This window comes from Mesorhizobium sp. M0037 (assembly GCF_040323635.1).
Lineage (GTDB): Bacteria > Pseudomonadota > Alphaproteobacteria > Rhizobiales > Rhizobiaceae > Mesorhizobium.
Genome location: NZ_JAMYVB010000016.1, coordinates 47997 through 70707, shown reverse-complemented (window position 1 = coordinate 70707; position 22711 = coordinate 47997). Strand labels below are relative to the sequence as shown.

Below are 22711 nucleotides of genomic sequence, written 5' to 3'. Positions count from 1 at the left end.
GAACGTCTAGATGTCGCATGATCTGTTCGAAGCCGCGCAGGAGGCCATGGCCAAGGCCTACGCGCCCTATTCGAAGTTTCCGGTGGGTGCGGCGTTGCGCACCGAAGACGGCCGTGTCTTCACCGGCGCCAACATCGAGGTCGCGTCCTATCCGGAAGGCTGGTGCGCCGAGACCACGGCGCTCGGCCATTACATCATGGGCGGCGGCGGCAAGATTGTGGAAATCGCCGTCATTGCCTCGCGCATGGCCAAATGCTCGCCCTGTGGCGGCTGCCGGCAAAGGCTGGCGGAATTCTGCCGGCCGGACACAAAGCTCTATCTTTGCGACAACACCGGCGTGGTCGAGACCGTGACCATGGGCGACATGCTGCCCTACGGGTTTCGTGGCGACATTTTGAAGTGAGAGTTGGCTGATATGAAGGAAGCTCTGGACCACCTCGTTGAAAGGCTGGACGGGTTGGCGCCGACAACGGCGATGGTGCTGGGGTCGGGCCTTGGCGGGCTTGTCGACCAGGTCGAAAATGCCGTGCGCATCTCTTATGCCGACCTGCCGGGTTTCCCCCGCAGCGGGGTGACTGGCCATGCCGGCGAGGTGGTCGCGGGGCTTTTCGCCGGCACGCCGGTGCTGATGCTGTCCGGCCGCGCCCATTATTACGAGCACGGCGTTGCTGCGGCGATGCGGCCGGCGCTGGAGGTGCTTGCCGGCATCGGCATCACCAAGCTGATCCTTACCAATGCCGCCGGCTCGGTCGATCCCGACATGCTGCCTGGATCGGTGATGCTGATCACCGACCACATCAATTTCTCCGGCTCCAACCCGCTGATCGGCGAGCCTAGCGACCGCCGCTTCGTCGGCCTGACCGAAGCCTATGATGCCGGCCTGCGCGCGGCGATCGAACGGGCGGCGAAGGCGACAGGGACGGCGCTGCACAAGGGCGTCTATATGTGGTTTTCCGGTCCGTGTTTCGAAACCCCTGCTGAAATCCGCATGGCCCGCGTCATGGGCGCCAAAGCGGTAGGGATGTCGACCGTACCGGAGGTCATTCTCGCCCGCTTCCTTGGGCTTCGCGTAGCCGCCTGTTCGGTGATCACCAATCTCGCCGCCGGGATGACCGGGGCGGAACTGTCGCACCAGGAGACCAAGGACATGGCGCCGATCGGCGGCGCACGGCTGGCGACGATCCTTGCGCATGTGTTCCAGGATGGGTTGCCGGAGCCAAAGGGCACCTGATGCTTCCGCAGGAAATCATCCGCCGCAAGCGCGACGGCCAGAAACTGTCCGCGCAGGAGATTTCGGCCTTTGTCGCCGGCGTCACTTCGGGCAGCGTCTCGGACGGCCAGGTCGGCGCCTTTGCCATGGCGGTGTTCTTCAACGGCATGAACCGCGACGAGGCGGTGGCGCTGACGCTCGCCATGCGCGATTCCGGCGATGTGCTCGACTGGTCGGACCTGCCGGGTCCGGTCACCGACAAACATTCGACCGGCGGCGTCGGCGACAATGTCTCGCTGATGCTGGCGCCGATCGTCGCCGCTTGCGGCGCCTATGTGCCGATGATCTCCGGCAGGGGCCTTGGGCATACCGGCGGCACGCTGGACAAGATGGACGCCATCCCGGGCTATATCAGCCAGCCGGATATCGCGCGCTTCCGCAAGACGGTGCTCGAGACCGGCTGTGCCATCATCGGACAGACCGCCGATCTCGCGCCCGCCGACCGTCGCCTCTATGCGATCCGCGATGTGACCGGAACGGTGGAATCGGTGCCGCTGATCACTGCCTCTATCCTGTCGAAGAAACTCGCGGCCGGCCTGCGGTCGCTGGTGCTCGACGTCAAGGTCGGCAATGGCGCCTTCATGGAGAAGTCGCGCGACGCGACAGCACTGGCCAACAGCCTGGTCGAGATCGCCAACGGCGCCGGCCTGAAGGCCTCGGCGCTGGTCACCGGTATGAACGAGCCGCTGGCGTCGGCGGCCGGCAACGCGGTCGAGGTGCGCAACGCCGTCGATTTCCTCACCGGAAGGTTCCGCGACAAGCGACTGGAGGATGTGACGCTGGCGCTGGCCGCCGAGATGCTGCAATCGGCAGGGCTGGCGTCGTCCAATCAGGACGGTCTCAGGCGCGCGGCCGAGACGCTGGCCGGCGGCCGCGCGGCAGCCGCCTTCGCGCGTATGGTCGCAGCCCTTGGCGGTCCCGCCGATTTCGTCGAGAAGCCGGAAAAATACCTGCCGAAAGCGGCGGTGGAGTTTGCGGTCAAGGCGACAGGCAACGGTTTTGCCACCGCTATTGCCACCCGCGATATCGGCCTTGCCGTGGTCGGGCTCGGTGGCGGGCGCACGCGGCCGGACGACAGGATCGACCATGCGGTCGGCATCACCAGGCTGCTGCCGCTCGGCGCCGAGGTGCGGGCCGGCGAGCCGCTGGCGCTGGTCCACGCCCGCACGCAAGTGGAGGCCGAAGCGGCCGCAGCCGCCGTGCTTTCGGCCTATACGATCGGGGCGTCGAAACCAGCCGCCGACAAGACAGTCATCCGGCGCGTGCTGCCGCGCGGGTAGCGGAACGCGCTACTGCACCAGTAACAGTGTGCCGTTTTCGACCTGGTATTTTGCCAGCCGCTGCAAAAAGCTCATGCCAATGAGGTTGGTGCGCAGAGCCTTGTCGTCGAGCACTACCGCCTGGACGTTGTCGACGCTGATCTTGCCGATCTGCAGGCGATCGATGTTGACCACGGCGGCCCTGATCGCGCCATTGGCGGTGTTGACCTGCTGGTTGAAGTCCGACGGGTTGAGCGAGATGCCGATGCGGCGCGCCGTCGAGGTGTTGATGGCGACCAAAGTGGCGCCGGTGTCGATCATGCCGTCGACCTGGCGGCCGTTGAGCTTGAAGGCGGAGGTGAAATGGCCGCGCTCGTCAGCCGCCACCAATACTTTGCGCCCAGTGGGCAGCGGTGCGGCCGGCTTGCCGGGAACCGAGGCCATGTTCAGTTCGGGCTGAGGCTGCGCGGACAGCTTGCCGGCGACGGTCGACTTCAACAGGTTGTCGAGAATCTGCGGATTCGACTGATAGACGATCGGGATCGATGCCGACGTTCCGGCGAACACGCCCAGAATGACAAGCTTGCGCAGCATGAATGGACCTTCGTGAAGGCCCATTCTCGTGCGCACATGGTGTTTGCCGCTTTAACGCCAACCCGAAACCGCGGCTTTGCGTAAACGGGCGGTAAACGACTGGATGTCAGCTGGCCTTGCCAGCCGCCGTCATTTGGTTCCGTACATGCGGTCGCCGGCATCGCCGAGGCCGGGCATGATGTAGCCCTTCTCGTTGAGCTGGCGGTCGATGGAAGCGGTAAAGACCGGGACATCCGGATGCGCCTTGGTGAAGCGCTCGATGCCTTCTGGCGCCGCCAGCAGGCAAAGGAAGCGGATGTTGGTGGCGCCGCGCTCCTTCAGCTTGTCGATGGCCGCGATGGCCGAGTTCGCGGTCGCCAGCATCGGATCGACGACGATCACCAGCCGGTCGGCGAGATCGCTCGGCGCCTTGAAGAAATATTCCACCGCCTCCAGCGTTTCGTGATCGCGGTAGAGGCCGACATGCGCGACGCGGGCCGCCGGGACCAAGTCGAGCAGGCCTTCGAGCAGGCCATTGCCGGCGCGCAGCACCGAGGCGAAGACCAGCTTCTTGCCCTCCAGCGTCGGCGCTTCCATGGTTTCCATCGGCGTTTCGATGGTCGTCGTCGTCAGTTCGAGGTTGCGGGTGACCTCGTAGCCGAGCAGCAGCGAGATCTCGCGCAGCAGCCGCCGGAAACCGGCGGTCGACGTCTCCTTCTTGCGCATGATGGTGAGCTTGTGCTGGACAAGCGGGTGGTCGACGACGGTGACGCCCTGCATGGGTTGCTCCAGTGAATGGTGAATAGTGAATAGTGAATAGTGAGCAGGTTTGCGAGTCCCGATGGATCGATCATTGCCGTTGACAGGCCGAAGCGCCGGCAAACCAATCACCAGTCACCAGTCACCTCTTCGCATCGAGCCGGGCAAGCAGCGCGCTTTTCGTCTTCCTGTCGACGAAAGCCGCTTCGATCGCCGTCCTGGTGACGGCGGTCAAAGCTTTTTCATTCATGGAGAAATGCTCGGCGGCGATGTCGTATTCGCGCTTCAGCGAGGTCCAGAAATAGGGTGGGTCGTCGGAGTTCAGCGTCACCTTGCAGCCGGCCGCCTGCAGGGCAGGCAAAGGGTGATCGGCGAAACTGTCGTAGACTTTGAGCGCGATGTTGGAGCCGGGGCAGCATTCGAGCACGATGCCCTCATCGGCGATGCGGCGCACCAGGTCGGGATTTTCGATGGCGCGCACGCCATGGCCGATGCGCGAGGGGCGGATGTGGTCGAGTGCGGCCTGCACCGTCTCCCAGCCGGTCAACTCGCCGGCATGGATGGTGATGCCAAGACCGGCTTCACGGGCGATCTCGAAGGCCCTGACATAATCCTCCATCTCGCCCATGCGTTCATCGCCGGCGACGCCGAAGCCGGTGACCAGCGGATTTCCGCAGCGCGCCGCAAAACGCGCCGCCTGCTCGATCGATTCGACGCCGACATGGCGTACGCCGGTGACGATCATGCGGCCCTCTATGCCGGTCTTGGCTTTGGCGCGCAGCATGCCTTCGCCGAGCGCATCGGTGTAGGCCTTGGGCGACAGGCCGGCCCTGACGGCATGGTCGGGCGAGGTGAAGACTTCGGAATAGATGGCGCCGTCGCGGGCAAGGCTGGTCAGATAATGGTCGGCGAGGCGGGCATAATCCTCCTCGGAGCGGAACAGGTCGGCGGAAAAGTCGTAAGCCGCGAGGAAAGAGGTGAAGTCGTGCCAGACGAACGAGCCGTTCTGGATATAAAGCGAGGTGTCCTTGCCGTATTTCTGCGCCTGGCGGACGACGAGTTCGGGCGCCGCTGCCCCCTCGATGTGGCAGTGCAGTTCCGCTTTCAAAGGCATGCAGTTATCCCGTCTCATCAGTCCAGGCCGTAAGCCCACCACCTGGAAGCGCGGCCGAACACCGCGCCTTAAACAATAGCGCCCGCACCATCGATCGGCTATGGTCCCGCCGGTTTTATGACGGATCAAAATAATGTCAGTTGAGAGAACCACGGCCGCGGGCGGCATGGAAACCTCCTATGGTTTCAAGAAGGTAGGGCCAGGCGACAAGCAGCCTCTGGTCAATGAGGTTTTCCACAAGGTGGCGAACCGCTACGACCTGATGAACGACCTGATGTCGGCCGGGCTGCACCGGCTGTGGAAGGATGCCATGGTGACATGGCTCAATCCGCCGAAACGTCCGGGCTGGAAAGTGCTTGACGTGGCGGGCGGCACCGGCGACATCGCCTTCCGCATTGTAGACGCCAGCCATGGCAACACGCATGCCACGGTGCTCGACATCAACGGCTCGATGCTTAGCGTCGGCCGTGACCGCGCGGAGAAAAAGGGCCTGTCCGGCAACACCGATTTCGTCGAGGCCAATGCCGAGGAACTGCCTTTCACCGATAGCACCTTTGACGCCTACACCATCGCATTCGGCATCCGCAACGTGCCGCGCATCGATGTCGCGCTGACGGAAGCCTTTCGCGTGCTGAAGCCCGGCGGACGGTTCCTGTGCCTGGAGTTTTCCGAGGTCGAGATGCCGCTGCTGGACAAGGTCTACGAAGCCTGGTCGTTCAACGCCATTCCGCAGATCGGCAAGATGGTGACGGGCGAGGGCGAACCCTATTCCTACCTGGTCGAATCGATCCGCAAATTTCCCAATCAGCAGAACTTTGCTGCCATGATCACCCGCGCGGGCTTCGAGCGCGTGTCGTTCCGCAACTATTCCGGCGGCATCGCAGCGCTTCATTCGGGCTGGAAGCTTTGAGGCCGGACAATTTGCAGCAGCAGGGTAGACGATGAGCAGCGTCGGCGCCGCCTTTCGGCTCGCACGGGCCGGCTGGGTGCTGGTTCGCGAAGGCGTGATCGCAGCATTGCCGGGCGACGAACTCAGCGGCCTGCCGAAATTCGGCTGGCGCATGGCGCGGCTGTTTACCCGCCGCCGCGCGCTCGCTTATGAGCGCAGCGACCGGCTGGCCAAGGCGGTGGTCCGGCTCGGACCCTCCTACGTCAAGCTCGGCCAGTTCCTGGCGACGCGGCCTGATGTCGTCGGCAACGACATGGCGCTCGACCTCGCCATGCTGCAGGACAAGATGCACACTTTTTCGCAGGCGGAAGCGGTGGCGGCGATCGAGGGCTCGCTCGGGCGCAAGATCGGCGAACTCTATACGCAGTTCGGCGGGCCGGTCGCGGCGGCCTCCATCGCCCAGGTTCATCCCGCGCAAGCAATGCATGACGGTGTCGATACCAAGGTGGCGGTGAAGGTGATCCGGCCTGGCGTGCGCCGCCGCTTCTTCCAGGATCTCGAAAGCTATTTCCTCGCCGCCCGGCTGCAGGAGAAATACATCCCGTCGTCGCGCCGGCTGCGGCCGGTCGAGGTGACCGAGACGCTGGCGCAGACCACCAAGATCGAGATGGATCTTCGCCTCGAGGCGGCCGCACTTTCGGAACTGGGCGAAAACACCAAGGACGATCCGGGCTTCCGCGTGCCGTCGGTCGACTGGGAGCGCACCGGGCGCGATGTGCTGACCATGGAATGGGTCGACGGCGTCAAGATGAACGACATCGCCGGCCTCGCGGCGGCGGGGCACGATCTGAAGGCGATCGCCACCAACCTGATCCAGTCGTTCCTGCGTCACACGCTGCGCGACGGCTTCTTCCATGCCGACATGCATCCAGGCAATCTGTTCGTCGAGGCCAATGGCAATATCGTCGCCGTCGATCTCGGCATTGCCGGACGGCTCGGCAAGAAGGAGCGCCGGTTCCTCGCCGAAATCCTCTACGGCTTCATCACGCGCGACTATCTGCGCGTCGCCGAGGTGCATTTCGAGGCCGGCTACGTGCCGCGTCGGCACAATGTCGCGGCTTTCGCGCAGGCGATCCGCGCCATCGGCGAGCCGATCCACGGCCAGCCGGCCGAGACCATTTCGATGGCCAAGCTTTTGACGCTGCTGTTCGAGGTCACCGAACTGTTCGATATGGCCACGCGGTCGGAACTGATCCTGTTGCAGAAGACCATGGTGGTGGTGGAGGGCGTCGCGCGTACGCTCGACCCGGCCTTCAACATGTGGAAGACGGCCGAGCCGGTGGTCGGCCAGTGGATCGCCGGCAATCTCGGGCCGAGCGGCCTGCTGATGGACGCGCGCGACGGCGCCAAGGCGCTGCTGGCGCTGGCCCGCCAGGCGCCCGATCTTGCCGCCCGCACCGAGCGGCTGTCGCGCGAGATCGATTTTATGGCGGAGCACGGCCTCCGCTTCGACGAGGCGACATCGCGCGCCATCGGCAAGGCCGAAGCCCGTTACACCCGCTCGGGCCGGCTGGCGCTGTGGGTGATCGCGCTGACGCTGGTTTACATCGCGTGGAAGCTGCTTTGATCGCTTGCAACGCTAGCAACGGTGGTGCTAGCGTTGCAGTCGCGCTATTGATGTCGCGGAGCAAGTCATGGGCACCATTACTGTCCGCAATCTAGCTGACGACGTGAAGCAGAAATTGCGTGAGCGCGCTGCGGCGCGCGGGGTGTCGATGGAGGAAGAGGCGCGTGATGCGCTTGCCAAAAGCGTGCTGTCGGCGGAAGCCGGCATGCCCGAGAGCGAAACCCTCTATGCAACAATCCGCCGCTTGGTTGAGCCTCATGGAGGTTTTGACATCGATCTGCCCCAGCGAGGTCAATCCACAAAAACGCAAAAAACCCTCGACGGCAAGCGCATCCTGCTGATCATCGGCGGCGGCATCGCCGCCTACAAGGCGCTCGACCTGATCCGCCGGCTGCGCGAGCGCGGCGCGGCGGTGCGCGTCGTGATGACATCGGCCGCGCAGGAATTCGTCACCACGCTTTCGGTCGGCGCGCTTTCGGCCGACCATGTCTTCACCGAACTGTTCGACCGCAATGACGAGCACGATGTCGGCCATATCAGGCTGTCGCGCGAGGCCGACCTTCTGGTGGTGGCGCCGGCCACTGCCGATCTGATGGCCAAGCTCGCCAACGGCCATGCCAACGATCTGGCCTCGACGGTGCTGCTCGCCACCGACAAGAAGGTGCTGATGGCGCCGGCGATGAACCCGAAAATGTGGTCGCATGCCGCGACGAGCCGCAACCGGGCGACGCTCGCCAAGGATGGCATCGCCTTCGTCGGCCCGGCCAAGGGCGAGATGGCGGAAAGCAACGAGGCGGGCGAGGGCCGCATGGCCGAGCCGCTGGAGATCGTGGCAGTGATCGAGGTACTGCTCGACAGCAGGCCGAAGCCGCTGGCCGGCCGCAGGATCATCGTCACCTCGGGGCCGACGCATGAGCCGATCGACCCGGTGCGCTACATCGCCAACCGCTCTTCGGGCAAGCAGGGCCATGCGATTGCGGCAGCGCTGGCAAGACTGGGCGCGGATGTACGCCTGATCTCCGGTCCGGTCAGCATTGCCGATCCGGCCGGCGTTGTGACGACACATGTCGAGACCGCGGCCGAGATGAAGGCGGCCGTCGAACAGTTGTTGCCGGCGGACGCCGCGGTCTTCGTAGCTGCCGTCGCCGACTGGCGCACCGCTGGCACGGCCGGCGAGAAGATCAAGAAGGTGGCGGGCCAGGGCCCACCGGCGCTGCAGATGGTCGAAAACCCCGACATTCTCGCCGGCGTCGGTCATCACGGGCAACGGCCGGGGCTGGTTGTCGGCTTCGCCGCCGAGACGCAGGACCTGATTGCGAATGCCGAGGCCAAGCTGAAGAAGAAGGGCGCCGATTTCATTGTCGCCAACGATGTCTCGCATGAAAGCGGCGTCGGCCCCACCGGCGTCATGGGCGGCGACCGCAACAAGGTGCGCATCGTCTCGAAGGACGGTGTCGAGGAATGGCCTGAGATGGGCAAGGGCGAGGTGGCGGCGCGGCTCGCCGCGCTCATCGCCGAGCGTTTGCAAGCCTGAGCGGCCGCCGGTTCCGCAATCCGGCGCGGGCCATGGTCTTGCAAGCAGCCTTGTGGTCGAGGGCATTTGACGCCGACGGTGCCGGCAAAATGCTGTCGCCAAATTCTCGATCGCCGTGCCCTCAGCCTGTCGCCAGTTGCGGCCGGCGTGCCTCCAAAGCCATCTTCAACGCCGCCAGGCAACCGACAATGCCGAGTGGCACGAAGGCCAGGTACAGCCAGCCGGCGACGTGCGCTGCTGCCTCGCGGTTCAGCCCGTCCGAAAAGCCGCTGGCATTGGCGATGATGCCGGCCATGGCGGCGCCCACGGCGTAGCCGATGCGCTGCATGGTCGGCACGGCGGCCGAGGCGATCGTCTGCTCGCCGTCGCGGGCCGAGGCGACGATGATGCGGGTCAGGAAGGGCCATGACACGCCGAAGCCACCGCCTTGCAACAAAGCGCAGAGCAGGATCAGCGGGATCGAGCCGGCGGGAATGGCGTAGGCGAAACCGGCGAGGCCGGCTGCAATCATCAGCGCGCCGATGACGAGAATCTGCCGCTCACGTTCCAGCGGCGCATTGGCGACGGCGATCGACAGGATCGACCAGGCGATCGATTCGGCGGCGATGATGTAGCCTGTGGTCAGGATCGGGATGCCGTGCAGCGTGGTAAGCAGAAGCGGCCCGTAGATGGAAAAAGAGACGGTCGCCACCGAGAAGGCGGCAACCATGCTCATGCCGCTGCCGACCGGCGAGCGCCATGAGAACAGGCCCGACGGGAACAGTCGCGATTGCGGCTTCATGGCGTCGACGAAAACGAACAGCGCCAGGCCGGCGAGGCCGAGGACCAGCAGCAGCGACGATCGAAGCAAGGCGACGTCGACGCCTGCGGTGGCGATCAGCACGACGGCGATGGCGAGGCAGCCAAGTGCTGCATAGGGGAAGGGCGGCGATGTGCCGGCGGCGGCCTGCGGCTTCGCCGCTTCCGGCGTGTTCAGGACGATGAAGCTTGCCGATGCCATGGCAATGCCACCCAGCACGAAGACGCCGAAGGCCCAGCGCCAGGACAGGAGCTCGACCATGATCGCGCCGAGCATCGGGCCGCTGAACGCGGCGACGCCCCAGATCGCCGACATTATGCCGAACAGCTGTGGCCAGATGTTGCGGTTAAACAGCCGCTCGACCGAGACGAAGGCCAGCGACACCAGCGCACCGCCGCCGAGCCCCTCGACCAGACGGCCGGCAAGAAACACCGGCATGGACGGCGCGGTGGCGCAGATCAGGGCGCCCACGGCATAGAGCAGGGCGGCGACCGTGACGTTGGAGCGTAGAGCGACATAGCTGACCAGCCGCCCCGCCGCAGCGCCGGCGACAATGGCGCCGAGCTCGTAGACGGCCAGCGACCAGCCGACGAACTGCACACCGGCGAGGTCCCCGACCATGGCCGGCATGACCGTCGCCACCATCGTCTCGTTGGTGGCGTGCAGCAGGATGCCGAGGCTGATGAAGCAGAAGCGCGCGAGGTCGCCGCTTGCCCACAATGCCCGCCAGGCGACCTTGTTGCTGGTGATTTCAGTCATTCTTTTACCCTGCCTTTGCATATCTCGATGCCGGCGCATGGCGCCAGAAGCCAGTCGGGCTTTCCGGCGGGGCCATGCGCGCTGTTTCAGTCAGGCGAGTTGTAAAACCTCAAGCGCAGTTGAGCTCAAGTGGCTTTTTATCGAAGTGCAAACGGTCGAGGTTGGCCGGAAGCCTCTCCGCTTGATGCGCCGGTCAGTTCTCAATGCTGCGCAGCTGAAACTGGCTGACGCCGATGGCAATGTTGATACCGGTCTGCGTCTGCAGGCTGAGCGGCTGCAGGGTGAAGGCCTGCGAGGAGCCGCCGACCAGGAGATTGGCGCCGGCGCCGACCGCCGCGGTCACTTCGGCGCTGGCGCCGATATAGTCGCCGGCCAGCGCGCCGGGCGCATAGATGTTCCTCAGCGGCGTCAGCACCAGCCATTGCATGACGGTCTGCTTGGTGGTGCCGATGTCGAGCCCGTATTTGTTGACGGCGCCGAAATAGGCTTCCGGCGAAAAGCTCTTGTCGGCCGGCGTGAAGGTGCAGCTCAGATCCTTGCTGGAGCCGAAGATGAAGCCGGTGCCGCCGCCGATGGCGCAATCGAGCACACCGAGTTCGATGCCCCGGTCTTGCGCTTGGGCCTGGGCGGTACAGATGATGGTGATAGCGGCGGCGATGGCTGGTTTCAGCACGGCGGATCCCCAAAAAGCATACGGCGCGAAACAGTAACCTGTTCCGCGCCGCGCGTAGAGGGATCAGTCGATCCTTATTTGCCGATGCTTATTTGAACGAGTGGATCAGCTCCAGGGAGGTCACGGCGACCGCTACATTGACGCCGGTCTGCGCCTGGACGCTGAGCGGCTCCAGCACAAAGGCGCCGTCGAGCCCGCCGACCAGCAGATTGGCGCCGCCGCCGGTCACAACGCTCGCCTCGGCGTTGACGCCGTAATAATGGCCGGCAAGGTCGCCCTCGTCATGGCCGCGGGTGGCGGCCAGAACCGCCCACACCAGCTGGCCCTGATGCGTTTGGCCGAGATCGACGCCGAGCTTGGAGATCATCCCCGTGTATTTCTCGGACGGCCCATGGTGATAAGGGCGGAACGTGCAGTCGACGCCCTTGTTCGACGTGATGACGTAACCGACGCCGCCGTCGATGGTGCAATCGAGCGTGCCGAGCTGAAGCTTGCCGGCGCTGGCGGGAACGGCAAGCAGCGTCGTGGCAAGTGCCGCGGCACAGATGATTTTCTTGATCATGGGTCAGTCCTTTCGAAAATGCCTTCAACAACGGTTGAATGGCCCGGAGCGTTCCGCTGAAAACTTGGCGCGATCAAGGCAGGGGTTAACGCTTTGCCCCCGGTGGTTAAGATTGGGTGATAGTGGGGTTTTCTGGATACGCATCCCTAGCGGAAGCGCTCTGCGCTTTCCGCGGAGAAACCGCTCACGCGGCGCACTGCATCAGGAATGGAACGTTGTTATAAAAGGCCGCCGATGGCGGCGCGCCGGCCGCATCTCAGCCGGCCGTGGCGCCCGATGTGCGCGACAGGCCGTCCTTGGCCGGCTGGTAGGTCGGGTCGAGATGGACGGCTTCGCGGTAGGCCTTCGAGGCCTTGACCTTGTCGCCGCGGCGCTCGTAGATCAGCGCCTGGTTGGACCAGGCTTCGGCGTTCTTGCCGTCGAGCTTGATGGCCATGTTGAAGTCGGAGAAGGCGTTGTCCTCGTCATTCATGGCGAGATAGGAGAGGCCGCGGCCGTTGTAGGGTTCGGCGGCGTCCGGCGCCAGCGAGATGGCGGTCGAGAAATCCTCGATGGCAAACTTGTGCTGGCCTTGGCTCTGATAGATCAGGCCGCGATTGTGGTAGGCACGGGCATCCGTGGTGTCGAGCTGGATCGCCTTCTGGAAATCGTTGAAGGCCTGCTGGGTCTGGCCGGCCTTGCGATAGAGGTTGCCGCGGCCGATATAGGCGGCGTCATAATTTGCATTGATCTGGATCGAGCGGTTGTAGTCGGCAAGGGCGGCCGCCTGGTTGCCGAGGAAGCGCTGGATCAGCGCCCGGTTCGAATAGGCCTGGTAGAAATTCGGGTTGAGCTGGATGGCGGTGTCGAAATCCTTCAGCGCCGCCTGATACTGGCCGCCACGGCCATAGGCCGAGCCGCGCACATTGTAGCCTTCCGGATCCTGCGGATTGCGCTGGATCACCGCCGACAGCGAGGAGATGTTCTCGCTCGAGCCTTGCGCCTTGTCAATGTTGTTGAATTCGCCGGTCGGAACGCTCTGGCAACTGGCAAGCACCAGGCCGGACATCAGGGCTGCCGCCAGGGCCAAACCGCGCATTGTGGTTCTGCGCTCTACGCCGATTGCGTTCATGTCTGCCCTGTCCTCACTTCAGCCTCGCCGTCCAGGTCCCCCTCCGGGCCGGGTCACAGATTCTCGTAACAGAATCTAGAACGCCGTTTGCGCGTTCAAGGGAACGGCCTCCAACAGAATGGCGGCGCTCCAAACAAAAAGGTGGCGGCGATTCCGCATCGCGCCACCTCTGAGTATCCTTCGAAAAGGACGAAAAATTGGCGTCAGAACCGCGGCGGACGCGGAGCACCACCAGGACCACCGGCGGCGCCGGCAGCAACCGGGCGCGGCGTCATCGGCAGCAGGCCTTCGCGCTGGGCGCGCTTGCGGGCCAGCTTGCGGGCGCGGCGAACGGCTTCGGCCTTTTCACGGGCGCGCTTCTCGGAAGGCTTCTCGTAATGGCCGCGCATCTTCATTTCGCGGAAAATGCCTTCGCGCTGCATCTTCTTCTTGAGAGCGCGAAGCGCCTGATCAACGTTATTGTCGCGGACGAGTACCTGCACGGGCAATCCTGTCTTTCGGGTTTGATATCAACAGGCAAGTGGCCATAGCCACATGCCTCCGCGGCGCTTTACACCACGAATTGTGGCGGCTGATAGCAGAATCAGGCCGCGCTGTCCACACTGGAAATGAAGGACAACCGCCAATTTGCCACGGCAGCCCCGAGATAGGGCGCCAACTAGGCGCTGGCCAGATGGAGCCGTGCGAAATCCTCGAAGAATTCGCCGTAATCGCAGGTAATTTCCTCGCCGGCTGATATATCTCGAGTGGCGGTGGCGCCGCCATATTGCGAAAAATCCGTGTTCGGCCGCTCGGCGTGGTTCATGAAGCGGCCATTATCGACTTCATAGACCATGAAGCCGGGACGGTCGGGGCTCGGATAGGCATAGCGGTCGAGCAATTCCTTGAGGTGCGGCGGCGCCGCCTCGTATTTGTCCATCGGGATCAGCCGGTCGAAATCCGGATCGAGCCGCCAGATCGAGGCGCCCTTCCTGATCGGCTCGGCGGCGAACACGCCGACGCCTTCGATTGCGCTCTGGGCGACATAGGTCCTGATCAGCAGCATGTCCGTCCTCCTCACCCGAAACCGAATCGCCAAATCGCGAGGAAAAAGCAAGTCCGGTTTCGGGTTCTATGGCTGATCGGCGCGGGCGATGACCCGCGAAATGCTTCACGTCCGGGTGATCGAGACGCCGCCATCGGCAAACAGCGCCGATCCTGTGGTGAAGCTCGACGCATCCGATGCCAGGAAGAGCGCAGCGCGGGCGATCTCTTCAGGCACAGCGACACGTTTCAAGGCATGCAGGTTTTCCACGAAAGCGCGTGATTCCGGCGTCTTGAATGTTGCCGACGGCGTGTCGGTGCCACCCGGCATCAGCGCGTTGACCCGCACGCCCCTGGGGCCGTATTCGGCGGCCAGCACCTGCGTCAGGCCGATCAGTCCGGCCTTGCTCGCGGCATAGCTGGTCATGCCCGGCATGCCGACTGTGTGACCGACGAAGGTCGAGGTGAAGATCAGCGATCCGCCGCCGCGTTCGACCATCGCCGGCACCTGGTATTTCGCGCCGAGAAAGGCGCTGGTCAGATTGGCGTCGAGCGTCTCGCGCCATCCGTCCAGCGACAGTTCCGAAATCGGACCCATCGTTCCGACGGAGCCGACATTGTTGAAGGCGATATCGAGCCCGCCGAATTTTTCGACGGCGAGATCGACGAGGGCTTTTGCATAGGCTTCGTCGCGGACATCGCCGGCAAGCGCGACTGCCGTGCCGTCGGCGTCCTCGATTTCGACGACCAGCGCATCGAGTTCGGCCTGGCGGCGGGCGGCGATGACGACCCTGGCGCCTTCTTCGGCAAAGAGTTTTGCGGTGGCGCGGCCGATGCCGGAACTGGCGCCGGTGACGATCGCTATTTTATTGGTGAGTGCGAACATTTTTTACATCCTTTCATCGCGCCGGCTGTGCCGGCAACCGGGATGTTGATCGCAGTTCGGGACGGTGCTAGCCACCCGATACGTGCTCGACTTGCTGAATGGCTTCGCAGCGGCACAAGCGCCGCGCGCCGGACTATTGCTTCAGCAGCCAGCCGAGGCGATCGAGCGAAAATGCGTAGCTGATGGCGATGAGCAGCGTGATGACAACGCCCGTGGTTGTGTGACCGGCGGCATAGAATCCGGCTGCACCGCCAAACAGGATGGCCAGTTCAAGCACCAGCCTGACTGCGCCTGGTACAGGAACCGGCGCGCGTCCGGACCGGCTCGGATCGCCGCGCACCGCGAAGGTTCCCCACAGCGCAGCTGCAATGAACGGCAAGGCCAAGGCGAAGAGCCAGCGCCACCATCCGCCGGAGAGGCTCCAGCCGGCAAAGCCGAGGCCAAGCAAGGCGGCAAGTTCCAGCAGGAAACGCAACGTCAGATTCCACCAGGCGTTGCCCATATCCGTCCTCCAGAGTCTCGCGATCGCCAGTGTGTCCGAACGCAGCCATGCCTGCCAGCCCGGGCAGGTCTTTTCCACCGCGGCGCAAAACGGCAAGCGCCGTCGCAAACAGCGCAAGGGTGGAAGCGCCGTTTCGCTAGTGATACACCTCGCGCGCCGGGGCTGCGTAAAATACCCCACCGCCATTTGCGAGGCTGGAACGTTGAAAAAATATTCGGTATTCGCCATCGCCCGCGAGGCCATGCGCGGCCACAAGGGCTGGGAGGAACAATGGTCCTCGCCGGAACCGAAGAAGGAATATGACGTCATCATCGTCGGCGCCGGCGGTCATGGCCTGGCCACCGCCTACTATCTCGCCACCGTTCACGGCATCACCAATGTCGCGGTGCTGGAAAAGGGCTGGCTAGGCGGCGGCAACACCGGGCGCAACACCACCATCATCCGCTCCAACTACCTTTACGACGAGAGCGCCGGCATTTACGACCATGCGCTGAAGCTGTGGGATGGGCTCTCCCAGGAACTCAACTACAACGTCATGTATTCGGCGCGCGGCGTCATGATGCTGGCGCACAATGTGCACGACATCCAGGTGCTGAAGCGCCATGTCCATGCCAACCGTCTCAATGGCATCGACAATGAATGGCTGACGCCTGAGCAGGCGAAGGAATTCTGCCCGCCGCTCAACATTTCCAGGCAGGCGCGCTATCCCGTCGTCGGCGCTGCCTTGCAGCGGCGAGGCGGCACGGCGCGTCACGATGCGGTGGCCTGGGGCTATGCGCGCGGCGCTTCGGCGCGCGGCGTGCACATCATCCAGAATTGCGAGGTCACCGGCGTCAAGCGGGCGGCCAATGGCGCGGTCATGGGCGTCGACACGACGCGCGGCTTCATCAGCGCCAAGAAGGTCGGCGTGGTGGCTGCAGGCCACTCCTCGGTGATCATGAACATGGCCGGCGTGCGCATGCCGCTGGAAAGCTATCCGCTGCAGGCGCTGGTGTCGGAGCCGGTCAAGCCGGTGGTGCCGTGCGTGGTTATGTCGAACACGGTGCACGCTTATATCTCGCAGTCCGACAAGGGCGAGCTGGTGATCGGCGCCGGCACCGACCAGTATGTCTCCTATTCGCAGACCGGCGGCCTGCATATCCTGCAGCACACGCTCGACGCCATCTGCGAGATGTTCCCGATCTTCACCCGCATGAAGATGCTGCGCTCGTGGGGCGGCATCGTCGACGTGACGCCCGACCGTTCGCCGATCCTGGCCAAGACGCCGGTGCCCGGCCTCTACGTCAATTGCGGCTGGGGCACGGGCGGCTTCAAGGCAACGCCCGGCTCAGGCCATGTCTTTGCCCACACGATTGCCAAGGACGATGCGCATCCTATCAACGCGCCCTTCACCATCGAGCGCTTCCGTACCGGCCGCCTCATCGACGAGGCAGCGGCGGCGGCGGTGGCGCACTGATGATGGTGGAGTTGGCTGTAGCGGTGCCGCTGGTGCTGGCGGGGGAGCAGGACCTGTTCCACTTTCCGTCACCGGACGAAGTGCGCACGCAGCCGATCAGCCGCGCCGGCAACGAAGCCAATTGGCCGTTTTCGATCGACGCCGGCATTCTGGGATGCGTGTGGAGTGGTGGCCAGAAGGTGGTCATCTTCATGGAGAACAGGCCCTCCGATCTCGGCGAGGACGACACATTCGAGCCGCGCAGCGTCATCGTGACGACCGATCCGTTTCAGCTCACGATCGGCAACATGGCGTATCGCGAGCTGTTTCGCCCCGCCGCAAGTGTAGAGGAGCGCATTCGGCTCGTCGCGCCTTTTGCGGCGATGGGCCAGAGGCTTTGCAACCAACCGGCCGGCGCGCATGTCGGCCACGGCGAATTGTAGGGACGAACGATAATGCTTCTCATCCGCTGCCCCTATTGCGAGGAAGAGCGCCCGGAGCTCGAGTTCCGTAACGCCGGCGAGGCGCATATTGCGCGTTCGGCCAACATGGCGGGCGAGAGCGACGACGATTTTGAAAAGTTCTTCTTCATCCGCTCGAACCCCAAGGGCATCATCTATGAGCGCTGGCGCCACATCCATGGCTGCGCACGCTTCTTCAATGCGGTGCGCGACACCGTCACCGACAAGTTCGTCATGACTTACAAAGCCGGCGAGCCGAAACCGTCCAAGCTGCCCAAAAACTCCAACGAAATGGCTTCCAAATGAGCGGCGCGTTCCGCATTCCGAGCGCCGGCCGTCTCAGCCAGGCGAAGACCGCGCGGTTCTCTTTCGACGGCCAGTCTTACACCGGCATCGAAGGCGACACGCTGGCCTCGGCGCTGCTTGCCAATGGCGTGCATTTGGTGGGACGTTCGTTCAAGTATCACCGTCCGCGCGGCTTCCTGTCGGCCGGAGCGGAAGAGCCCAACGCGCTGGTCGAGGTCAAGCGCGACGCGGCACGCAAGGCGCCCAACATCCGCGCCACGGTGCAGGAGCTCTATGACGGGCTCGTCGCCAACTCGCAAAACCGCTGGCCGTCGCTCGCCTTCGACGTCGGCGCGGTCAACGACATTGCATCGCCGCTGTTTTCGGCCGGTTTCTACTACAAGACCTTCATGTGGCCGAAGGCGGCCTGGAAGAGCCTCTACGAGCCGAAGATCCGCGCCGCGGCCGGCCTCGGCGTTTCGCCTGACAAGCCAGATCCCGACCATTATTCGTCGCGCTATGCGCATTGCGACGTACTGGTGCTTGGCGGCGGTGCGGCCGGCATTGCGGCAGCGCTCGCCGCTGCCGAAACCGGCGCGCGTGTCATCCTCGCCGATGAACAGGCCAGCTTCGGCGGCAGCCTGCGCTTCGAGAGCGGGGCGAAGATCGACGGCCAGGACGGTTATGCCTGGGCGCAAGGCGCGGTGGCCAAGCTCACCGCCCTGGACAATGTCCGCGTTTTGTCGCGGACGACGGCGTTCGGCTACTACGCGCAGAACTTCGTCGGCCTGGTCGAGCGGGTCAGCGACCATCTGCAAAACCCCGGCCACGATTTGCCGCGCGAGCGCCTATGGCAGGTACGCGCCAAGCGCGTGGTGCTGGCGACCGGCGCCATCGAACGCCATATGGTGTTTGCCGACAATGACCGGCCCGGCATCATGCTGGCCTCGGCGGCGCGGACTTATCTCAACCAGTACGGTGTCGCGGTCGGCAAAAATGTCGGCGTCTACACCGCAAATGACTCGGCCTACTCCGCCGCGATCGACCTGAAGAAGGCCGGCGTCAACGTGGCGGCGATCGTCGACCTGCGCGACCATCCGACCGGACCTGTGATCGACGAGGCGAGGGCGCTCGGGATCGAGGTCAATTTCGGCCGCGCGGTGATCCGCGCCGGCGGCAAGTTGCGCGTGACCTCGATGACGGTGCAGCCGAAGAATGGGGGCGGCGAGCGCACCATTCCGGTCGACGCCATCCTGATGTCGGCCGGCTGGACGCCGTCGGTGCATCTGTTCTCACAGTCGCGCGGCAAGGTCGCCTTCAATGACGAGACCAAGCGCTTCGTGCCGGGCATCTATGCGCAGGACTGCGTTTCGGTCGGCGCCTGCAACGGTACGGATGGGCTCTCGGCGTCGATCGATGAGGCCTATGCGGCCGGCGCAAAGGCGGCGAAGGATGCGGGCGGCAAAGTGGCCAAGGGCGTAAAGCCGAAGGTCGACGCGTCGGAAAGCTGGTCGCGCGGCATGCTGGGCGCGGCGCCCGGCGCCGGGCCGGACAGGACGGTCAAGGCCTTCGTCGATTTCCAGAACGACGTCACCGCCAAGGACATCCGCCAGGCGGTGCATGAAGGCATGCGCTCGATCGAGCACGTCAAGCGCTTCACCACCAACGGCATGGCGACCGACCAGGGCAAGACCTCCAACATGCACGGCCTGGCGATTGCCGCCGAGACGCTTGGCAAGCCGATCCCCGAGGTCGGGCTGACCACGTTCCGCGCACCCTATACGCCTGTTACTTTCGGCGCGATCGTCAGCCATTCGCGCGGTCCGCTGTTCGACCCGACACGGAAGACCGCGATCCATCCCTGGGCGGAAGCTCAAGGCGCGGTGTTCGAGGATGTCGGCCAGTGGAAGCGCGCCTGGTATTTCCCCAAACCCGGCGAGGACATGCACAAGGCGGTCGACCGCGAATGCGTCGCTGTGCGCACCAATGCCGGCCTGTTCGATGCCTCGACGCTGGGCAAGATCGAAGTGGTCGGACCGGATGCGGCCAGGTTCATGGAACTGCTCTATACCAATCCATGGGAGAAGCTTGAGCCCGGCCGCTGCCGCTATGGCATCATGCTGCGCGAGGACGGCTTCATCTATGATGACGGCGTCGTCGGCCGACTGGCGCCGGATCGTTTCCATGTGACGACGACAACGGGTGGCGCGCCGCGCGTCATGAACCACATGGAGGATTATCTCCAGACCGAGTTCCCGCATCTCAATGTCTGGCTGACGTCGATCACCGAACAATGGGCGGTCATCGCCGTGCAGGGGCCGAAGTCGCGAGACATCATTGCACCGCTGGTCGAAGGCATCGACATGTCGGACGAGGCGCTGCCGCATATGTCGGTGCGCGAAGGCAAGATCTGCGGCGTTCCGACCAGGCTGTTTCGCATGTCGTTCACCGGCGAGCGCGGTTTTGAAGTCAACGTGCCGGCCGATCACGGCCAGGCTGTCTGGGAGGCGCTGTGGGCCGAAGGCCAAAAGCATGGCGCGACTGCTTACGGCACCCAGGCGATGCACGTGCTGCGCGCCGAAAAGGGCTACATCATCGTCGGCCAGGACACGGACGGCACGGTGACGCCGAACGATGCCGGGCTCGACTGGGCGGTCGGCAAGAAGAAGACCGACTTCGTCGGCATCCGCGGCCTGACGCGGCCCGACCTTGTCGCCAAGGGCCGCAAGCAACTGGTCGGCTTGAAGACCAAGGACCCGAAAGTGGTGCTTGAGGAAGGCGCGCAGATCGTCGCCGACCCGAAGCAGGCGATCCCGATGAAGATGATCGGTCACGTCACATCCAGCTACTGGTCGGAAAATTGCGGTCGCTCGATCGCGCTGGCGCTGGTTGCCGGCGGGCGCGACCGGATGGGCGACACGCTCTATGTGCCGATGCCGAACGGGATGATCGAAGTGGAGGTTACCGGCATGGTGTTCTTCGACGAGACGGGAGGGCGCCTCAATGGCTAAGGCTGCTGCAAAGAAGACGGCCCCAGCTGCAGCGCCGTCGGTCGAGCGCCGCCCGGCCCTGGCTGAACGCGTCGTTTCCGCAACGGATGTCAAGGTCGAGGTGCTGCCGCCGGCGGAGCGCATGTCGCTGCGCGCGCCGGAGGCTTCCGTCGCGGCGCTGTCGAAGGCGCTCGGCCTGACCTTGCCGAAGCAGCCGAAAACTTCGGCGTCGAAGACAGGGCGCACGGCGCTGTGGCTTGGCCCTGACGAGTGGCTGGTTATCGATGAGGCTGGCAAGGATCCGCTGGCCGATCGTGCTGGGGTTGCCGCATTGCATTCGGCGGTCGGCATCTCGCACCGCAACGTCGCCTTCGCCGTCACCGGCCCGGCGGCTGCCGCCGCGATCAATGCAGGCTGCCCGCAGGATTTGTCGCTCGAGGCTTTTCCGGTGGGCGCGGCGTCGCGCACCATTCTCGGCAAGTGCGAAATCCTGCTGTTGCGCACGGCAGCCGACGCTTTCCGGGTCGAGTGCTGGCGTTCCTTCTCGGACTATGTCTTTACTTTCCTGTCGGAAGCAGCCAGCGACGCGGCGGCGTAGGAACGTTTGACGGGTCAAGCCGTTCTGCTTCCCCCATCAGGGAGAACATACGATGCCGTCGAAAGCGCCGCCGAAGTCAGCTGGCAAGACGTCCGCCGTGCGCTCACTCGAACATGAGCAGCATCACGAGGTGACTGCCGAAGAGGAACTCGAGGAAGGCCTCGAGGACACGTTTCCGGCCAGCGATCCGGTGTCGATCACCTCGACCGCCATCCCAGGCGCGCCGGCAAGACCCGGCAAGGCCAAGACGGTGCCGGGTCGCAAACCGCGCAAGAAATAACCCGTTCGGCTACGCCAGGTTTGAACTCAGGAAAAGCCGGCTTGCGCCGAGGAAAAAAGGGCGGCCGGGATTATCCTGCCGCCCTTAAATTAGTCGTTGTGCTCTGGTCGAGCCCGATCAACTTAGAACGTGCTCGGCACGATCCACGGGTTGATCTCGATGCCGAGACGCGGGCTCTTGGCCTTGACGTCGGACTTTTCGACCGAGCCGGTCACGGCGCAATCGAGCTTGGCATTGGTCGTGGTGTCGACGCAGGTGGCGGCGGGGGCCTGCTTGGTCGAGTGTGTGTTGTTGGCGGCGAAACCCGAGCCGGAGAGAGCCAGCACGGTGGCGAGGGCGAGAAGGGTCTTGTTCATGTCTGTCTCCATCGGTTAAATTCTTTTCGTACATGTACGATACAACGTACACATACGCCCACCGAGATGGGTTTTCAAGTCGGAAAACGTACGCGTACGAAAAATCTTTTTGAACGCCGAAAATTGTGGCGCACTGACACAGCCGAAGCTGTCAGGCCGGACGTTGAATTGGAGGGGCGGGGATGCTCAGCAGTCGACCGGGGTCTCGGTCAGCGGCGGCACATTCTGGGTGCTGAGCGTGGCGAGTGTGAAATCGCACATCCGCGTCACGAAAGCCTGTGGATCGCCGAAGGGGTAGAACGGGAACGTGATCAAAAGCGAGATGGTGCCGTGGCCGACTGCCCAAAGCATGGTGGCGATGGCGCGCGGATCGCCCTGCAGCTTGCCTGCAGCAACGCAGGCCTCGACCCTGGATATCAGCGCTTTCATCGCCGGGTTGGCCTCTTCCATGTCCTCATAGCTTCTGCCTTCCGGCAGCTTGGTCTTTTCGGTCATGAACACGGTGCGGTATTCGTTGGGATTGCCGAGCCCGAAGGCAGCATATTCGGTCATCACCGCACGCAAGGCCTCGATCGGATCGTCGGAAGGATGCTCCTCGATGCGGCGGGCAAGTGTTTCGAAGGCATCCTCGGCCAGCGCAAACAGGATGTCTTGCTTGTCGGCGAAGTAGGAATAGACCGACATCGGAGCATAGCCGACCCGCTTGGCCAACTTGCGGATGGTCAGGCCTTCATAGCCCTCTTCCTTGACGAGCTTGTGGGCTGCGTCGAGCAATTCGGAACGCAGTTCGGCTTTTTGTTTTTCGCGGCGTTTCTGGACGCTCAGTGGCAAGACCCGGTGCCTTTGGTTGGTTGTGCATGGCTAAATATATACGCTGTACGGAAACGGGCAAGGGCGCTGCCAGGGACATCAAAAAGCGACCCTCAAGCTATCTCTCGAATAGTCGTGTCCGTTCTGGTCTATTTC

25 protein-coding genes are annotated in these 22711 nt (G+C 64.0%); 12 read left to right on the top strand and 13 right to left on the bottom strand.

Features of this window, described 5'->3' with window-relative positions; genetic code table 11:
• Positions 1-10 precede the first annotated feature (10 nt).
• The 3 genes from cdd to deoA are packed head-to-tail and all read left to right on the top strand — an operon-like array spanning position 11 to position 2550.
• Complete coding sequence (cdd, locus tag NKJ78_RS22655) at positions 11-403, top strand: cytidine deaminase (RefSeq protein ID WP_023683183.1); 393 nt, start codon at positions 11-13, stop codon at positions 401-403.
• A gap of 12 nt (positions 404-415) precedes the next feature.
• A complete protein-coding gene (locus NKJ78_RS22650) occupies positions 416-1231 on the top strand; it encodes a purine-nucleoside phosphorylase (protein ID WP_352461089.1) in 816 nt (271 codons plus the stop codon).
• Entirely contained in the window at positions 1231-2550 is a 1320-nt protein-coding gene (gene deoA, locus NKJ78_RS22645) for a thymidine phosphorylase (RefSeq protein WP_023733522.1), read from the top strand. Before NKJ78_RS22650 ends, deoA begins: the two co-directional genes overlap by 1 nt.
• A gap of 9 nt (positions 2551-2559) precedes the next feature.
• Here the strand turns inward: deoA and NKJ78_RS22640 are convergent, their stop codons facing one another.
• From NKJ78_RS22640 to NKJ78_RS22630, 3 genes are all read right to left on the bottom strand, one after another.
• On the bottom strand, positions 2560-3123 hold the full coding sequence (locus tag NKJ78_RS22640) for a TIGR02281 family clan AA aspartic protease (RefSeq protein WP_023817234.1): 564 nt from the start codon (positions 3121-3123) through the stop codon (positions 2560-2562).
• A 129-nt stretch (positions 3124-3252) separates the two neighbouring features.
• The gene (gene upp, locus NKJ78_RS22635; RefSeq protein WP_023671129.1) at positions 3253-3882 is read right to left on the bottom strand and encodes a uracil phosphoribosyltransferase; all 630 of its coding nucleotides are present in this window, start codon (positions 3880-3882) and stop codon (positions 3253-3255) included.
• 121 nt (positions 3883-4003) lie between these two features.
• Positions 4004-4975 carry an adenosine deaminase gene (locus NKJ78_RS22630; protein WP_023683187.1) on the bottom strand — a complete coding sequence of 324 codons (972 nt, stop codon included), beginning with the start codon at positions 4973-4975 and terminating at the stop codon, positions 4004-4006.
• Positions 4976-5108: 133 nt separating this feature from the next.
• On the opposite strand from NKJ78_RS22630, the gene ubiE reads away from it, so the two are divergent.
• The 3 genes from ubiE to coaBC all read left to right on the top strand — a co-directional run bounded on the left by ubiE (position 5109) and on the right by coaBC (position 9025).
• Positions 5109-5885 (top strand): bifunctional demethylmenaquinone methyltransferase/2-methoxy-6-polyprenyl-1,4-benzoquinol methylase UbiE, encoded by a 777-nt coding sequence (ubiE, locus tag NKJ78_RS22625; protein WP_023691856.1) that lies wholly within the window; start codon positions 5109-5111, stop codon positions 5883-5885.
• Between the two features lie 31 nt (positions 5886-5916).
• Complete coding sequence (gene ubiB / locus NKJ78_RS22620; RefSeq protein ID WP_352461091.1) at positions 5917-7491, top strand: 2-polyprenylphenol 6-hydroxylase; 1575 nt, start codon at positions 5917-5919, stop codon at positions 7489-7491.
• A gap of 67 nt (positions 7492-7558) precedes the next feature.
• Complete coding sequence (gene coaBC, locus NKJ78_RS22615) at positions 7559-9025, top strand: bifunctional phosphopantothenoylcysteine decarboxylase/phosphopantothenate--cysteine ligase CoaBC (RefSeq protein ID WP_352461092.1); 1467 nt, start codon at positions 7559-7561, stop codon at positions 9023-9025.
• A gap of 121 nt (positions 9026-9146) precedes the next feature.
• Here coaBC and NKJ78_RS22610 read toward each other — a convergent pair whose 3' ends face one another.
• The 8 genes from NKJ78_RS22610 to NKJ78_RS22575 all read right to left on the bottom strand — a co-directional run bounded on the left by NKJ78_RS22610 (position 9147) and on the right by NKJ78_RS22575 (position 15340).
• Positions 9147-10583, bottom strand: coding sequence for an MFS transporter (locus NKJ78_RS22610; protein WP_352461093.1), 1437 nt, complete (start codon positions 10581-10583; stop codon positions 9147-9149).
• Between the two features lie 193 nt (positions 10584-10776).
• Complete coding sequence (locus tag NKJ78_RS22605) at positions 10777-11256, bottom strand: DUF992 domain-containing protein (protein ID WP_352461094.1); 480 nt, start codon at positions 11254-11256, stop codon at positions 10777-10779.
• Between the two features lie 88 nt (positions 11257-11344).
• Positions 11345-11818 carry a DUF992 domain-containing protein gene (locus tag NKJ78_RS22600; protein WP_023671136.1) on the bottom strand — a complete coding sequence of 158 codons (474 nt, stop codon included), beginning with the start codon at positions 11816-11818 and terminating at the stop codon, positions 11345-11347.
• A gap of 256 nt (positions 11819-12074) precedes the next feature.
• The gene (locus tag NKJ78_RS22595; RefSeq protein WP_023700994.1) at positions 12075-12929 is read right to left on the bottom strand and encodes a tetratricopeptide repeat protein; all 855 of its coding nucleotides are present in this window, start codon (positions 12927-12929) and stop codon (positions 12075-12077) included.
• A gap of 203 nt (positions 12930-13132) precedes the next feature.
• A complete protein-coding gene (gene rpsU / locus NKJ78_RS22590; protein ID WP_023671138.1) occupies positions 13133-13411 on the bottom strand; it encodes a 30S ribosomal protein S21 in 279 nt (92 codons plus the stop codon).
• A gap of 176 nt (positions 13412-13587) precedes the next feature.
• Positions 13588-13974, bottom strand: a complete 387-nt coding sequence (locus NKJ78_RS22585; RefSeq protein ID WP_023671139.1) for an SET domain-containing protein — start codon at positions 13972-13974, stop codon at positions 13588-13590.
• A gap of 105 nt (positions 13975-14079) precedes the next feature.
• The gene (locus NKJ78_RS22580; RefSeq protein ID WP_023671140.1) at positions 14080-14838 is read right to left on the bottom strand and encodes an SDR family oxidoreductase; all 759 of its coding nucleotides are present in this window, start codon (positions 14836-14838) and stop codon (positions 14080-14082) included.
• Positions 14839-14971: 133 nt separating this feature from the next.
• The gene (locus NKJ78_RS22575; RefSeq protein ID WP_023671141.1) at positions 14972-15340 is read right to left on the bottom strand and encodes a YrdB family protein; all 369 of its coding nucleotides are present in this window, start codon (positions 15338-15340) and stop codon (positions 14972-14974) included.
• Positions 15341-15542: 202 nt separating this feature from the next.
• On the opposite strand from NKJ78_RS22575, the gene NKJ78_RS22570 reads away from it, so the two are divergent.
• From NKJ78_RS22570 to NKJ78_RS22545, 6 genes are read left to right on the top strand one after another with little or no spacing between them, the layout of a single operon-like run.
• A complete protein-coding gene (locus NKJ78_RS22570) occupies positions 15543-16796 on the top strand; it encodes a sarcosine oxidase subunit beta (RefSeq protein WP_023737610.1) in 1254 nt (417 codons plus the stop codon).
• Positions 16796-17218 carry a hypothetical protein gene (locus NKJ78_RS22565; protein WP_023671143.1) on the top strand — a complete coding sequence of 141 codons (423 nt, stop codon included), beginning with the start codon at positions 16796-16798 and terminating at the stop codon, positions 17216-17218. Before NKJ78_RS22570 ends, NKJ78_RS22565 begins: the two co-directional genes overlap by 1 nt.
• A gap of 12 nt (positions 17219-17230) precedes the next feature.
• On the top strand, positions 17231-17542 hold the full coding sequence (locus NKJ78_RS22560) for a sarcosine oxidase subunit delta (RefSeq protein WP_023683197.1): 312 nt from the start codon (positions 17231-17233) through the stop codon (positions 17540-17542).
• Positions 17539-20532 carry a sarcosine oxidase subunit alpha gene (locus tag NKJ78_RS22555; RefSeq protein ID WP_352461095.1) on the top strand — a complete coding sequence of 998 codons (2994 nt, stop codon included), beginning with the start codon at positions 17539-17541 and terminating at the stop codon, positions 20530-20532. Before NKJ78_RS22560 ends, NKJ78_RS22555 begins: the two co-directional genes overlap by 4 nt.
• Positions 20525-21109, top strand: a complete 585-nt coding sequence (locus NKJ78_RS22550) for a sarcosine oxidase subunit gamma (protein WP_023691852.1) — start codon at positions 20525-20527, stop codon at positions 21107-21109. Before NKJ78_RS22555 ends, NKJ78_RS22550 begins: the two co-directional genes overlap by 8 nt.
• Before the next feature lie 52 nt (positions 21110-21161).
• Positions 21162-21389, top strand: coding sequence for a hypothetical protein (locus tag NKJ78_RS22545; RefSeq protein ID WP_023671147.1), 228 nt, complete (start codon positions 21162-21164; stop codon positions 21387-21389).
• A gap of 122 nt (positions 21390-21511) precedes the next feature.
• Here the strand turns inward: NKJ78_RS22545 and NKJ78_RS22540 are convergent, their stop codons facing one another.
• Together NKJ78_RS22540 and NKJ78_RS22535 are read right to left on the bottom strand one after the other, a co-directional pair.
• Positions 21512-21745 carry a DUF680 domain-containing protein gene (locus tag NKJ78_RS22540; protein WP_023737612.1) on the bottom strand — a complete coding sequence of 78 codons (234 nt, stop codon included), beginning with the start codon at positions 21743-21745 and terminating at the stop codon, positions 21512-21514.
• A gap of 186 nt (positions 21746-21931) precedes the next feature.
• Complete coding sequence (locus NKJ78_RS22535) at positions 21932-22576, bottom strand: TetR/AcrR family transcriptional regulator (protein WP_023671149.1); 645 nt, start codon at positions 22574-22576, stop codon at positions 21932-21934.
• Positions 22577-22711: the final 135 nt, after the last annotated feature.